The sequence below is a fragment of the Humibacter soli genome (assembly GCF_054779035.1).
On the sequence record NZ_BAAGYX010000001.1, the window covers coordinates 1,959,560 to 1,972,800 of the forward strand.

Genomic DNA, 13,241 nt, shown 5'->3' on the forward strand with positions numbered 1-13,241 from the left:
TGGATATCGCACGACAGACTCACAGATTGAACCCAGCTGACGCGCAGATACTTGGCGCATGAGCACAGGACCCCGAATCCTCATCGTCGACGACGAGCCGAACATCCGCGACCTCCTCACCACCAGCCTCCGATTCGCCGGATTCGCGGTGCGCGCCGTGGGTAACGGAGCGCAGGCGATCAGCGCCGTGCTGGAAGAAGAACCCGACCTGATCATCCTCGACGTCATGCTTCCCGACATGAACGGATTCGGCGTCACCAAGCGTCTTCGCGGGGCCGGCTACACCGCGCCGATCCTCTTCCTCACGGCGAAGGACGACACGGAAGACAAGATCACCGGCCTCACGGTCGGCGGCGACGACTACGTGACCAAGCCGTTCAGCCTCGACGAGATCGTGGCGCGCATCAAGGCCATCCTGCGTCGCACGATGCAGGCGGACGATGACGCGATCATCCGCGCGGGCGAGCTGACCATGGATCAGGACACGCACGAGGTCTTCGTCGGCGACACCGCCATCGAGCTCTCCCCCACGGAGTTCAAGCTGCTGCGCTACCTGATGCTCAACCCGAACCGCGTGCTGTCGAAGGCGCAGATCCTCGACCACGTGTGGGAGTACGACTTCAACGGAGACGCCGGCATCGTCGAGAGCTACATCTCCTACCTGCGCCGCAAGGTCGACGCGCATTCGACCGAACCCCTCATCCAGACCAAGCGCGGTTTCGGCTACATGCTCAAGGCCGCGAAGGTTTAGAGGCAGGCTCCGCCCGCCTGCATCCCAGCTTGACCGCATAGGCTCACCCTCCGTGAACAACTCCGCCATCTCGAGAGCGCGACGTGCTCCGCGAGGTGGCGGGAACGCGCGCAGAAATGAGCACTGTGCTTAACCGGTGGAATTCGATCTCGCTGCGAACGAAGATCACCGGTGTCACCGTGCTGGTGCTCACCTTCGGACTCCTCGTCGCCGGCCTCGGCACGATGCTGCTCTTCAAGCCCGTGCTCATCGACCTGTTCGACCAGCAACTGAAGTCGATTGCCGCGCAGCCGTCCAGCATCAATGCGATCCTGCCGACCGAGACCAAGGACGGCAGCGGACCCGTCCTCGGCGAGGACAACACGGCGAGCTTCTACGTCGCGCTCTACAGCGCCGGCGGCAGCCTTGTGCAGCAGAACTGGAGCAAGGTCCCCTACGAGAAGAAGCCGGCGGTCCCGAAGACTCTCACGCTCGAACAAGGTGCAGCGTGCGCGAACCAGGGACCGGGATGGCTGGAGAGTCGTGACGGAACCGGATCGTTCCGCAGCGTGTGCGCCGTTGTTCAACTCGACGCGGCGACCCCCACGTATGGCACGGTCATCATCGCCATCTCGACCGCCCAGCTCGATGCCGCCCTCTCGGCATACCTCTCGATCTTCTTCAGCTTCGGCGTGATCGTCGTGATCATCGGCGCGTTCCTCACCAGGGCGCTCGTGACCACCACCTTCCGCCCCCTGCGCGAGGTGGAGCGAACGGCCGCCGAGATCGCTGACGGAGACTTCAGCCAGCGCCTCGGCGGGGCCACCCCGAACACCGAGGTCGGCAGGCTCAACCGCTCCCTCAACACGATGCTGAACCGTATCGACCGTGCGTTCAAAGACCGTGCCCGCACGATCGAGCAGATGCGACGTTTCGTGGGGGATGCCAGCCACGAGCTTCGCACGCCACTCGTGTCCGTGCGGGGTTACGCCGAGCTCTACCGCATGGGCGCGCTCCAGACACCCGAAGAAGTCGCGCAGGCGATGGAGCGCATCGAGAAGGAGGCCGTGCGCATGGGCCTCCTGGTCGAGGACCTGCTCGAGCTCGCACGCCTCGATGAGACGAAGCCGCTGGCACTCACGGAGGTCGACCTCGTTCCGCTCGCGCACGACGCGGCGCTGGACGCGAACGCGGGCAACCCGGACCGCACGGTGTCGGTGCGGCTGTCGCTTCCCCCTCTGCCGCCGCCTCCGCCCGGTCCGTCAGCCGAAGCGGCCGCCGCCGACGCTGCCGAGGAGTCGATGGAGCTGCAAGGGGCGTCGCCGCAGCGACCGACATCCTCCTCCCGTCAGTCTCGGAACGCCAACAGCACGGGCCCGATCGGGTTCGCCGGGGCGACGCTCGCTCGCCTGCGACGCCGACCGCGCAAGTCGGAGCCCGGGCTGGAGACGGTTCCGCTGGAGCTGAGCGACATCCCGGAGCCGCCCACCGTTCGGCCGCTCGTGATGGCCGAGGAGAACAAGCTTCGGCAGGTCATCGCCAACCTGATCGGCAACGCCGTGCGCTACACGCCGCAGGGCAGCCCGATCGAGATCGGCGTCACCGTCGACCAGGATCGGCAGGTTGCCGAACTCTCGGTCATAGACCACGGCGAGGGCATCCCGCCGCAGATCAGGGAGAAGATCTTCCAGCGGTTCTGGCGGGCCGACACGTCGCGCACCCGCGAGACCGGCGGCAGTGGACTCGGCTTGGCGATCGTGGCGTCCATCGTCGCCGCGCACCACGGAACGGTCAACGTGGTGGAGACCCCCGGCGGTGGCGCCACGTTCCGCATCACGCTGCCGCTGGCGGACTCCCCTGCGGCCCCCCGGTCGGCCGAGCCCGCCTGACGCGATTCCCCTTTCCTCCGCTCCCTTCTCCTCTCCCCCTCGCTGGTTGAGGAGCACCGCGAGGCGGCGCGTCTCGAAACCCGTTCGCGGACCCCTCCCCTTTTGGCAACCGTGTATCTCGTCCACCACTCCCCCTTCGGCAAGGAGCGATCAGCCGGACCTCTCCCCCTGCGGCAAGCACTACGCGCCCCTACCCCTCCCCTTACGGCAAGGATGTCGGCGCCTTGCCGCTCCCCCATTGGCGAGTTCACCGGCGATTCGGCCCAGTGTTCACGGCGTGCCGCGGTTACCGTTGCGGGGTGCGCGATGACGAGTTACGGCGCCTGCTGACCGAGAGCAACCCGTGGTGGAATGCCGCCGCCAGGGGTGCCGACCCGACCGACTGGGTTGCGGCGAACCGCACGCTGCGCGAACGCACTCGATACGAGCTCGGCTATCGCAGCGGCATCCTCGACGACGTGGCGGGCACACAGCCCGACGGCCGGCTCGTCGTACTGACCGGGCCACGCCGCATCGGCAAGTCGGTCGCGCTGCTGGATGCCGCAGCGAACCTCTGCACCCTGCCCGGCGTCGATCCGCGACAGGTCATCTACGTGCCGTGCGACACGATGCGAGGACGAGACGTCACCCGCACACTCACCCTGGCGAGGATGCTGACCCGGTCGGTGGATCAGCAGGGAGCACGACCGAGGGTGTGGTTGTTCGACGAGATCAGCATGGTCAGCGGCTGGACGAGCGCCCTCAAGCTGGCCCGCGACACCACGCCCTTCGGTGACGACACGGTCGTCGTGACGGGAAGCCGCTGGGCTCAGTCCGAGGACATCCAGGGCAACCTGCTCGCGGGCCGTGCAGGAACCTCCGGCTCGCATCGCATCAGGCAGCTGCTGCCGATGTCGTTCCGCGACTTCCTCGTCGCCGCATACCCCGGACTCCCCGTCGTGCCGTCGTTCAACCCTGCTGAGCTGCAGACCGACGCCGCGAGATGGGCTCTCGACGAGGTGCAGTTCGCTGTCGACGAGCTCGATCTGGCCTGGCAGGACTACCTCACGTGCGGCGGCTTCCCACGCGCGGTCTTCGAGCACACCAGGGCGGGGGCCGTGTCCGACGGCTACGCGCGCGACCTGCACGCCTGGCTGCGCCGCGACGTCGATCCCGATGCCCCGACGAACACGACCACCACACTGCTGCGCGGCATCGGCGATCGCATGAGCAGCCCGTTGAACCTCACCGCGACCGCGCAGGAGCTGGGCTACGCGAGCCGCCCGACGTTCACAGCACGCGTCGAGCGGCTGATCAGCACCCACGCCGCGCTGCGCTGCAACCAGGTACGCGACGCGGGAGACCGGGTCGTCGGCGCCCACTACAAGCTCTACCTCACCGATCCGCTGCTGGCGTGGATCCCGTCGATCATGAGCCCTGGCCTCCCCGCTCCCGACTACGCGACGCTCACCGAGTCGGCGCTGGGAGCCGCTCTCGCGCGCGCGATCGAGTCGCTCGACGAGGGCCGCTGGCTCTCGGACGACTCCGTCGGGTATGCCCGCACGGAGTCGAACAACGAGATCGACTTCGCTCCCGTGCGCGTACCGGTCGGAGGCACACACGGCCTGACTGTGCCGATCGAGGGCAAGTGGGTGGATGACGGCTGGAGGGCCGAATCCCGTGTCATCGACGGCAAGTACGGGCGCGGCATCTTCGCCACGAAGTCCGTGCTCGACATCGACGGAAACGTCTGGGCGGTGCCTGCGCCACTCACGGCGCTGCTGCTCGGGTAGCGCCGTCCCGTCCTCCCCAGCCGCACGGCCTGCACCCTTTGCCACGGAACGGGATGCCCCACTCTCGGCCGTGTTCTGGGATTCGTAGTCTCGGGGCACGCTCACGCCGCACCCGCGGAGCGGCGCCCTGTCGGCTCGGCTCGGGCGCCTCGTGGCGACCACGACAGGAGGAACCATGACCACATACCGAGTGGACAGCGACCAGATGATCGCGGCGACGTCCGCCGTCCGGGGCTCGATGAGCCGCATCCAGAGCGAGGTGGCCGGCTTGCTGGGCCAGCTCACCGGGCTGCAGGGCACCTGGAGCGGGCAGGCGTCCGACTCCTTCCAGAGCGTCGTCACGCAGTGGCGTGCGACACAACAGCAGGTCGAGGAGTCGCTCGCGGCCATCAATCAGGCGCTCGGCCAGGCCGGGCAGCACTACGCGGAGGCGGAGCTCACCAACGCCAGGCTCTTCGCGGTCTGAGGCGACCGTCGATGACTCTGATGCATCCTCGATGACACGGCGAGAGGGCGCCTCCCGTAGGAGACGCCCTCTCGTGCGTGTTACGCGTTGACCCTTGCGAGCCTTGACCCTGAGGTCATGGACTCTTAGAAGTCCATACCGCCGCCCTCGCCACCGGCGACCGGCGCGACCTTCTCGGGCTTGTCGGCCACGACGGCCTCCGTCGTCAGGAACAGACCGGCGATCGACGCCGCGTTCTGCAGAGCAGAGCGCGTCACCTTGGCCGGGTCGATGATGCCCTGCTCGAGCAGGTCGCCGTACTCGCCCGTCGCGGCGTTCAGGCCGTGACCGGCGGGAAGCTCGGCGACCTTGGCCGCGACAACACCCGGCTCGAGGCCTGCGTTCAGCGCGATCTGCTTGAGCGGCGCCTCGATCGCGACGCGAACGATGTTCGCACCGGTCGCCTCGTCACCGGTCAGCTCGAGCTTCTCGAACGCGACGGTTCCGGCCTGGATCAGCGCGACGCCACCACCGGCGACAACACCCTCCTCGACGGCGGCCTTCGCGTTGCGAACTGCGTCCTCGATGCGGTGCTTGCGCTCCTTGAGCTCGACCTCGGTCGCGGCGCCGGCCTTGATGACAGCGACACCACCGGCGAGCTTCGCCAGACGCTCCTGCAGCTTCTCACGGTCGTAGTCGCTGTCGGTGTTCTCGATCTCGTTGCGGATCTGCTGCACGCGGCCTGCGATCTGCTCCGGCTCGCCTGCGCCCTCGACGATGGTCGTCTCGTCCTTGGTGATGACGACCTTGCGGGCCTGGCCGAGCAGGTCGAGGGTGACGTTCTCGAGCTTGAGACCGACCTCCTCGCTGATGACCTGACCGCCGGTGAGGATCGCGATGTCCTGCAGCTGCGCCTTGCGACGGTCGCCGAAGCCGGGGGCCTTGACGGCGACCGACTTGAAGATGCCGCGGATCTTGTTCACGATCAGGGTCGCGAGCGCCTCGCCGTCGACGTCCTCCGCGATGATCAGCAGCTGCTTGCCCGCCTGGATCACCTTGTCGACGATGGGCAGAAGGTCCTTGATGTTGGAGATCTTCTGGTTCGCGATGAGGATGTACGGGTCTTCGAACACCGCCTCCTGGCGGTCGGGGTCGGTGACGAAGTACTGCGACAGGAAGCCCTTGTCGAAGCGCATGCCCTCGGTCAGCTCGAGCTCGGTGCCGAACGTGTTCGACTCCTCGACGGTGACGACGCCTTCCTTGCCCACCTTGTCGATGGCCTCGGCGATGATGGCGCCGATCTCGGTGTCGGCGGCGGAGATGGACGCGGTCGCAGCGATCTGCTCCTTGGTCTCGACCTCCTTGGCGTTCGCGATGAGCTGCTCGGTGACAGCCGCGACGGCCTTCTCGATGCCCTTCTTCAGGCTGATCGGGTCGGCACCGGCCGCGACGTTGCGAAGGCCCTCGCGCACGAGCGCCTGGGCGAGCACGGTCGCGGTGGTGGTTCCGTCGCCTGCGACGTCGTCGGTCTTCTTCGCGACCTCCTTGACGAGCTCGGCGCCGATCCGCTCATACGGGTCGTCGAGCTCGATCTCCTTCGCGATGGAGACGCCGTCGTTCGTGATCGTCGGGGCGCCCCACTTCTTGTCGAGCACGACGTTGCGACCGCGCGGGCCGAGGGTCACCCTCACCGCGTCGGCGAGCGTGTTGAGTCCACGCTCGAGGCCGCGACGAGCCTCCTCGTCAAAAGCAATGATCTTTGCCATGTTGTTTCTCGTCCCTCCCGGACGTTACGCGAAAGATTCAGTGGTTAGCACTCAGTCAGAGTGAGTGCTAAAACGATTCTGGCACTCGACACCCGCGAGTGCAAGACGAGCCGTCGTCAGCGACGAACTCGCCGTCTGCCGCGCAGCGAGGAGGCGACGACGTTCACGATCAGCCCGACCGCCGCTGCGACGACGGCACTGATGACGGCAAGCACCGCGAACACTCCCAGTGCGCCGCCGATCGGTCCGCCGCCGCTGTAGCCGCCGACCAGGAACGCCGCCGAGACCGCGAAGCCGAACACGGCAGCGCCCACGACCGCAAGCCATCGCGATCGGATGACCGCTCCGATGACTCCGCAGCACACGGCCCACGGAATCACGACCAGCGCCGTTCCACCGAACAGGATGCGAACGCTCAGAGCGCCGAGGACGAGCCCGGCCACGGCGAGCACGACGATGGTGAGCGCAACCCGACCTCGCGATCCCGCGGACGACGCGCTCACGTGCCGGAAACGGCCGTCAGCGACCGGGAGGTGGAGGAGACCAGCCGGATGCAGAAGTACACGGCGAAGGTGAGCGAGACGGCGGCCTCCACGTACCAGAGCCCCTGTCCCCAGTGTCCACGGACGACCACGTCGCCGATCCCGCCGGCGAGCAACGCGAGTCCTGCACCGCCGAAGGCAGTCGCACCGACGGCGAAGACGACCGCCCTCGGCACTCGACGCCGTGGGACGCGGGTTGCACGACGCAGCAGCACTGCTGCCGCCACCACGATTGCGACCAGCAGGAGTCCGACGACCACACCCGCGATCGTGAAGATGAAGGAGTCGTCCGAGTTCTCCATGGCCGCCGCCGTGCTGCAGTCGGTCGCGTTCGGCTGCACCGTCAGCCAGTGCGCGCACTTCGCCGCGGCGAAGCGGTACGCGGTCGGTGCACCGTAGACCCACTGGGTCGAGGTGAGAGCTGCCACGAGACGAGAGATGCCTGCGGAGAGACCGATGGCGACGAATCCCACGGCGGCCAGCTTTCCGCCCGCGACGGCGAATGCCGCGATCGCTGCGCCGACCGGATGGCGGTCCATGGCTCGCGCGACGTGCTGAGGAGAACCGAAGGCCGCGATGGCCGCCTTCTGCGCGTCATCCTCGTCCATTCCGGCTGCAACGGAGGCCTCTGCGGCGTCTCGCAGGTGCGCCTCCGCCTCGGCGAGCATGCTGCGGCACTCCCCCGGATCGCCGCGAAGCCTCGAATACAGCTCGTCGAGGTACGAGTCGATGCGATCCCTGCCGCTCATGACAGGCCGCCGATGACGTTGTCGACCGCGACCGAGAACCGCCGCCACTGCACCGCCTGGTCCGCCAGCTCCTTGGCGCCCGTGTCGCTCAGCCGATAGACGCGCCGACGGCGACCCTCGACGGACTGCCAATCGCTCTGCACCAAGCCGGCGGATTCGAGACTGTGCAGGGCGGGATACACGGTGCCCTCCGCAAGGTCGAACTCGCCTTCGCTGCGCGTCTTCAGCGCGGTGATGACGTGGTATCCGTGCGCCGGACCACTGCTGAGCGCGCTCAGTAGGAGGAGGTCCAAGTTGCCCCGGATGCGATCGTGTCCCATACCTCGGAATCCTAGGTATGGGACATTCGCGTGTCAACAAAGAAAGAGGGACGCCGCTTGCGCGGCATCCCTCTCTGTTCCTCAAGCGTCGTCAGACGGGTCGTACCGACTCCGCCTGCGGCCCCTTGCTGCCGGTGCCGACCTCGAAGGTCACCTGCTGGCCCTCTTCGAGGACCTTGTATCCGTTCATGTCGATCGCAGAGTAATGAACGAAAACGTCCTGTCCCCCGTCATCGACCGTGATGAAGCCGTAGCCCTTCTCAGCGTTGAACCACTTGACGGTTCCGTTCGCCATTGATTACTCCCATATGCCTGTGCCTCAACGCCGCTGGTCGCGCGCGTTGAACCCCGATATTAGCGTCAGCTATGGGCCATGACGAGAGGCGTTTCCAGATTGAGACATTCCGCGAAACGCGGGCAGATTCGCTAGCCGGCGGGCTTGTAATCCGTTCCGAGCACCACGGTGATGTCGGCTCCAGAGGCGACGAAGTCCTGAGTGATCTGGATGGGAGCGTTGCCCATTGTCGCTGCGACCGAGAGCGCGGCTCCCTCATTCTTCGGATCGGAGTAGTACACGGTCGTCTTGGTGATATCGGTCGAGCTCGCGTTGGCAGGGGTGATCTTCTTCCATCCCGCCGCCGTGAGCTTCGTGGTGGCGTCTGCGGCGAGGCCTTCCTGCGTGGTGCCGTTCAACACGATCAGGTTGAGTGCGGGGTTCACGACCGGTGTGATCGTCGGGGTAGGCGTCGCGGTCGCCGTCGCCGTCGGGGTCTTGGTGCCCGTCGAGAACGGCAGATCGACGTTCAGGGTTCCGTTGATGGCGAAGATGCCGAGCGCCCCGAGACCGACGATCACGACAACGGCGCCTGCGCACCACGCCACCCAGATCCAGCCGTACCCTCTCGGCCGAGGCGCCCGGTGCGCGCCGATCCGCTCGAGGCCGTCGGGAACCTGATCGAATCGGTCTGTCGGGTATTTCTCGGCCATAGGCTGGGGCAGGTCCTCGGTGTTAGGGCGGTGTTACCGCTATCTGGTTCGCGCAGCTGTGGTGTTCACTGCCGTGGGCGGAGCCGATCCGCTCGCGCCGCGAGGCGAGCATCCCTGACCCGCTGCAGCCGACGTACCAGCATCGGATCGTGCAACAGAGCTTCGGGCGTGTCGATCACGCGGCCGAGCACCTGATAGTACCTGGCTGCCGAAAGTCCAAACTGAGCGCGGATCGCCTGCTCCTTTGCGCCCGCGTGCTTCCACCATCGACGCTCGAATTCCAGCACGGCGAGATCGCGTTCGCTCAGCGTTCCTGGCGACTCGTCTCCATCCGCATGCCGCGCCGCGTCGGAGTCTGCCACCACCGTCACCTCCTGGATCGCCGCCATTGTAGGTTGCGGATGACGTCATACGGCCGAGGCGCACGGAACAGTGCGCGCCACGCAGTCGTTACCCTTGACGTGCCCCCGCAGATCACCAAGGGCACGCGGGGATGACAGTGTCCCCGGCATCCGAGGAAGGACCCTTCAGCCATGACCTACCAGGTCTCCAAGTCAGATGAGCAGTGGCGCGACGACCTCAGCGACGAGCAGTACGCGGTGCTGCGCGAAGCGGCGACCGAGCGTCCGTGGACCGGCGAGCTCCTCGATGAGAGCCGCGCGGGCGTCTACACCTGTGCGGCCTGCGGGGCCGAGCTCTTCAAGAGCGGCACGAAGTTCGATTCAGGATGCGGATGGCCCAGCTTCTACGAGTCGGTCAGGCCGGAGGCGGTCGAGCTTCTCGAGGACGACTCGCTCGGCATGGTGCGCACCGAGGTGCGCTGCGCCAACTGCGGGTCTCATCTCGGACACGTCTTCCCTGACGGGTTCGGCACCCCGACCGGCGACCGGTACTGCATGAACTCGATCTCGCTCGACTTCACGCCGCAGGCAGAGTCGACCGAGGCGTGACATCGACCCGAGGAGCGCGCGAGGCCGTCGCGTCGCGACGATCGCATTCGAGAGTGACGGATGACGCTCCGACGCACGAGCAACTCGTAGAGCTTGTCGCCGTTGCCGGCAGGGTCGCCGACCACAGCTCGTTGCGGCCGTGGCGTCTGATCGAGCTGCGAGGCGATGCACGACTGCGTCTCGGCAAGGCGATCTCCGAAGCCGAGAGTCGCGGCGGCGAGCACAGAGCGCCCTCGACGAAGCCGCTCAGGGCTCCTCTGCTGATCGCGATCGTCGCCTCACGGCGCGACAGCGAGAAGGTTCCGGCCTGGGAGCAGGACGCCGTGGCGTCCGGCGTCGCCCACGTGCTGAGCCTGCTGCTCGACGAGGCGGGCTGGGGTGTGATGTGGCGCACCGGCCACTACACGCGGTCGAAACCGGTCGCGAGGATGCACGGGCTCGGCAAGAAGGAACGGCTGCTCGGCTGGCTCTATGTCGGCGGCAAGCCGGAGCGTCGGCCCGAGAAGGGCGAAGGAGCCCCGAGGCTCGTCGACGCCGAGCAGTTCGTCACAGTGCTGAACTGACGTTGCCCTGAACTGACGTTGCGCAACGGAGCCGGCTGCGAGGTTCGAACTCGCGACCTTTCGCTTACAAGGCGAGTGCTCTACCAACTGAGCTAAGCCGGCGCGGGCGTCAGCCCGTCTGACATATTACGGTGTGTCAGCTCGTCGGGGTCGGCGTCGAGGTCGAGCTCGGCGTGGGAGTCGGCGTCGGCGTCGAGTAGGTGTCGGCCTGCGCCTTGACGATGAACGCGCGGAACTCGTCGGGATCGGTGAGCGACCCCTGGTACTGCTTGCCGTTGACCAGCACGAGCGGCGTGCCCTTGAACTGCTTCACGCTCGAGTTCGGGATGGGACCGGCGAGAGTGCGATCGAGGGCGTTCTGCGCCCACGCCTCGTAACGGCCGTCGTCGATGCATTTCGATACGGAGTCGTAGCTGGAGACTCCCGCCTTCTGCACGAGCTTCTTGATCTGTTGATCCGTCGGTCCCGCGGTGTTCTCCTGCGGCTGGTTGTCGAAGAGCTCGCGGTTGAAGGCCCAGAACGAGTTCGGGTCGTAGTTCGCAACACAGGCGGCCGCATTGTCGGCACGGAGCGAGTACTTGGTTCCGGCCGAGTGGCTCGCGAGCAACGGAATCGGGTGGATCTCGATCGTCGCGGCCCCGCTGTCGACCAGCTTGCCGATCTGATCGATGTTCGTGCGCTCGAACTCTCCGCAGTACGGGCAGAGGTAGTCGACGTACGTGACGATCGTCACGGCGCCCGCGCTGGCATCCGGCTTGCTCGACGCAGGCTTGGCATCGGCCGCGGCGGCCGGCGTGAGCTCGGCCTTCATGCCCTTGCCGATCAGGATGCCGTCGCTCGCCATGTTCGCCGGACCGCTGGCCGGAGAGTGGATGGAGCTCACGATGACGATGGCCACGATGGCGGCGGCCGCGATGACCACGGCGATGATGCTCGATCGGACGACCGCGCTACGGCGTCGCTCCCGCTTGCGGTGCTGCTCACGGAGCTGGCGCGCCTTGTCGCGTGCCGCCGCGCGGCGTTCTCCGTTGTTCTGGCGCTCAGCGGGATCGCCGTTGCTCATTCGGTCTCACTTCGGGGCTGGGAACTGTGTCGTACAGGGCGGCATGCGTCAAGAGAGGGGAGCATGCGAACGCACCGGACGATCGTAGAGCGGCACTCTGGGAAATGCCCAGACGGCCCCTGGAGATCGTTCGCACGCCTCCGGTGCGAATGGTGCGAGGAGGCCGATTCGTCCGGCGGCTACGCATGTCGTAACATCGGTTTTGGTCATTGGTGACCTAATGGCCATACAACATCCATTCACTACGGATCGTCCGGCACGTACCTGCCGGTGAAGGAGACACGAAACCATGGCAACAGTCACGTTCGACGACGCGACTCGGATCTATCCGGGCTCGACTCGTCCTGCGGTCGACAAGCTGAACCTCGACATCGCCGACGGCGAGTTCCTGGTTCTCGTCGGCCCCTCCGGATGCGGCAAGTCGACGTCGCTCCGCATGCTGGCCGGCCTCGAAGAGGTCAACGACGGCAACATCTTCATCGGCGAGCGCAACGTCACCGACGTTCCGCCGAAAGACCGCGACATCGCCATGGTCTTCCAGAACTACGCCCTGTACCCGCACATGACCGTCGCCGAGAACATGGGCTTCGCGCTCAAGATCGCCGGTGTGAAGAAGGACGAGCGCGCACAGCGCGTGCTGGAGGCGGCCAAGCTGCTCGACCTCGAGCCCTACCTGAACCGCAAGCCGAAGGCACTGTCGGGTGGTCAGCGTCAGCGCGTCGCGATGGGCCGTGCGATCGTGCGTAGCCCCCAGGTGTTCCTCATGGACGAGCCGCTGTCGAACCTCGACGCCAAGCTCCGCGTTCAGACCCGTACCCAGATCGCCTCGCTGACCCGTCGTCTCGGCGTCACCACCGTCTACGTCACGCACGACCAGACCGAGGCCCTCACCATGGGTGACCGCATCGCCGTCCTCAAGGACGGCGTGCTGCAGCAGGTCGGAACCCCGCGCGAGCTCTACGCAGAGCCGAACAACGTGTTCGTCGCCGGCTTCATCGGCAGCCCCGCCATGAACCTGTTCTCGGCGGATGTCACCGAGGGCGGCATCCAGTTCGGCACCGCCGTCGTCCCCGTCGACCGCGACGTGCTGGCCAAGGCCGGCAAGAACGTCACCATCGGCGTGCGCCCCGAGGACGTCGTCGTCTCCTCCAGCGCGAGCAACGGCCTCACGGTCGCCGTCGACCTGGTCGAGGAGCTCGGCGCCGACGGTTACCTGTACGGCCACACCGAGGTCGACGACAAGCGCGTCGACATCGTCGGCCGCGTCGACGGTCGCGTGCACCCGAACGCCGGCGAGACGGTCTACATCACGCCGAAGCCGGGCCACGTGCACATCTTCGACGCCGAGAGCGGCGAGCGCCTCGGTGGCGCTGTCGTCGACTAAGCGCACACCCCATTAGTAGAAGGCCCCGACGGGAATCATCCGGTCGGGGCCTTCTTCGTTCTCGCCGGCCGAGAGGCCGGA

The 13,241-nt window shown here is 66.7% G+C and carries 15 protein-coding genes and 1 tRNA gene; 7 read left to right on the forward strand and 9 right to left on the reverse strand.

The window, feature by feature from the left end; translation table 11 throughout:
• Window positions 1-58 precede the first annotated feature (58 nt).
• The 4 genes from ACYVDN_RS09160 to ACYVDN_RS09175 all read left to right on the forward strand — a co-directional run bounded on the left by ACYVDN_RS09160 (window position 59) and on the right by ACYVDN_RS09175 (window position 4,857).
• Window positions 59-751 carry a response regulator transcription factor gene (locus ACYVDN_RS09160; RefSeq protein ID WP_243062615.1) on the forward strand — a complete coding sequence of 231 codons (693 nt, stop codon included), beginning with the start codon at window positions 59-61 and terminating at the stop codon, window positions 749-751.
• A 116-nt stretch (window positions 752-867) separates the two neighbouring features.
• Window positions 868-2,619: a sensor histidine kinase gene (locus ACYVDN_RS09165; protein ID WP_460570612.1), complete on the forward strand. Its 1,752-nt coding sequence runs from the start codon at window positions 868-870 to the stop codon at window positions 2,617-2,619.
• A gap of 299 nt (window positions 2,620-2,918) precedes the next feature.
• Window positions 2,919-4,391, forward strand: coding sequence for an ATP-binding protein (locus tag ACYVDN_RS09170; RefSeq protein ID WP_460570614.1), 1,473 nt, complete (start codon window positions 2,919-2,921; stop codon window positions 4,389-4,391).
• Between the two features lie 175 nt (window positions 4,392-4,566).
• Window positions 4,567-4,857, forward strand: coding sequence for a WXG100 family type VII secretion target (locus ACYVDN_RS09175; RefSeq protein ID WP_460570616.1), 291 nt, complete (start codon window positions 4,567-4,569; stop codon window positions 4,855-4,857).
• Between the two features lie 125 nt (window positions 4,858-4,982).
• Here the strand turns inward: ACYVDN_RS09175 and groL are convergent, their stop codons facing one another.
• From groL to ACYVDN_RS09210, 7 genes are all read right to left on the reverse strand, one after another.
• Entirely contained in the window at window positions 4,983-6,602 is a 1,620-nt protein-coding gene (gene groL / locus ACYVDN_RS09180) for a chaperonin GroEL (RefSeq protein WP_460570618.1), read from the reverse strand.
• A 116-nt stretch (window positions 6,603-6,718) separates the two neighbouring features.
• Window positions 6,719-7,105, reverse strand: coding sequence for a hypothetical protein (locus ACYVDN_RS09185; RefSeq protein WP_460570620.1), 387 nt, complete (start codon window positions 7,103-7,105; stop codon window positions 6,719-6,721).
• The gene (locus ACYVDN_RS09190) at window positions 7,102-7,893 is read right to left on the reverse strand and encodes a permease prefix domain 1-containing protein (RefSeq protein ID WP_460570622.1); all 792 of its coding nucleotides are present in this window, start codon (window positions 7,891-7,893) and stop codon (window positions 7,102-7,104) included. Before ACYVDN_RS09190 ends, ACYVDN_RS09185 begins: the two co-directional genes overlap by 4 nt.
• On the reverse strand, window positions 7,890-8,213 hold the full coding sequence (locus ACYVDN_RS09195) for a PadR family transcriptional regulator (RefSeq protein WP_460570624.1): 324 nt from the start codon (window positions 8,211-8,213) through the stop codon (window positions 7,890-7,892). Before ACYVDN_RS09195 ends, ACYVDN_RS09190 begins: the two co-directional genes overlap by 4 nt.
• A 91-nt stretch (window positions 8,214-8,304) precedes the next feature.
• Complete coding sequence (locus ACYVDN_RS09200; RefSeq protein ID WP_460570626.1) at window positions 8,305-8,508, reverse strand: cold-shock protein; 204 nt, start codon at window positions 8,506-8,508, stop codon at window positions 8,305-8,307.
• Between the two features lie 131 nt (window positions 8,509-8,639).
• Window positions 8,640-9,200 (reverse strand): LytR C-terminal domain-containing protein, encoded by a 561-nt coding sequence (locus ACYVDN_RS09205; RefSeq protein ID WP_460570628.1) that lies wholly within the window; start codon window positions 9,198-9,200, stop codon window positions 8,640-8,642.
• 65 nt (window positions 9,201-9,265) lie between these two features.
• Window positions 9,266-9,562, reverse strand: a complete 297-nt coding sequence (locus tag ACYVDN_RS09210) for a DUF3263 domain-containing protein (protein ID WP_460570630.1) — start codon at window positions 9,560-9,562, stop codon at window positions 9,266-9,268.
• A 171-nt stretch (window positions 9,563-9,733) separates the two neighbouring features.
• Between ACYVDN_RS09210 and msrB the strand changes: the two genes are divergently transcribed.
• Together msrB and ACYVDN_RS09220 are read left to right on the forward strand one after the other, a co-directional pair.
• Window positions 9,734-10,150, forward strand: a complete 417-nt coding sequence (gene msrB / locus ACYVDN_RS09215) for a peptide-methionine (R)-S-oxide reductase (protein WP_460570632.1) — start codon at window positions 9,734-9,736, stop codon at window positions 10,148-10,150.
• 53 nt (window positions 10,151-10,203) lie between these two features.
• Window positions 10,204-10,713, forward strand: a complete 510-nt coding sequence (locus tag ACYVDN_RS09220) for a nitroreductase family protein (RefSeq protein WP_460570634.1) — start codon at window positions 10,204-10,206, stop codon at window positions 10,711-10,713.
• A gap of 29 nt (window positions 10,714-10,742) precedes the next feature.
• Here ACYVDN_RS09220 and ACYVDN_RS09225 read toward each other — a convergent pair.
• Both ACYVDN_RS09225 and ACYVDN_RS09230 read right to left on the reverse strand, forming a co-directional pair.
• Window positions 10,743-10,815: transfer RNA gene (locus tag ACYVDN_RS09225), tRNA-Thr, on the reverse strand.
• 34 nt (window positions 10,816-10,849) lie between these two features.
• Window positions 10,850-11,776 (reverse strand): DsbA family protein, encoded by a 927-nt coding sequence (locus ACYVDN_RS09230; RefSeq protein WP_460570636.1) that lies wholly within the window; start codon window positions 11,774-11,776, stop codon window positions 10,850-10,852.
• 289 nt (window positions 11,777-12,065) lie between these two features.
• Between ACYVDN_RS09230 and ACYVDN_RS09235 the strand changes: the two genes are divergently transcribed.
• Window positions 12,066-13,160 (forward strand): ABC transporter ATP-binding protein, encoded by a 1,095-nt coding sequence (locus ACYVDN_RS09235; protein WP_460570638.1) that lies wholly within the window; start codon window positions 12,066-12,068, stop codon window positions 13,158-13,160.
• Window positions 13,161-13,241: the final 81 nt, after the last annotated feature.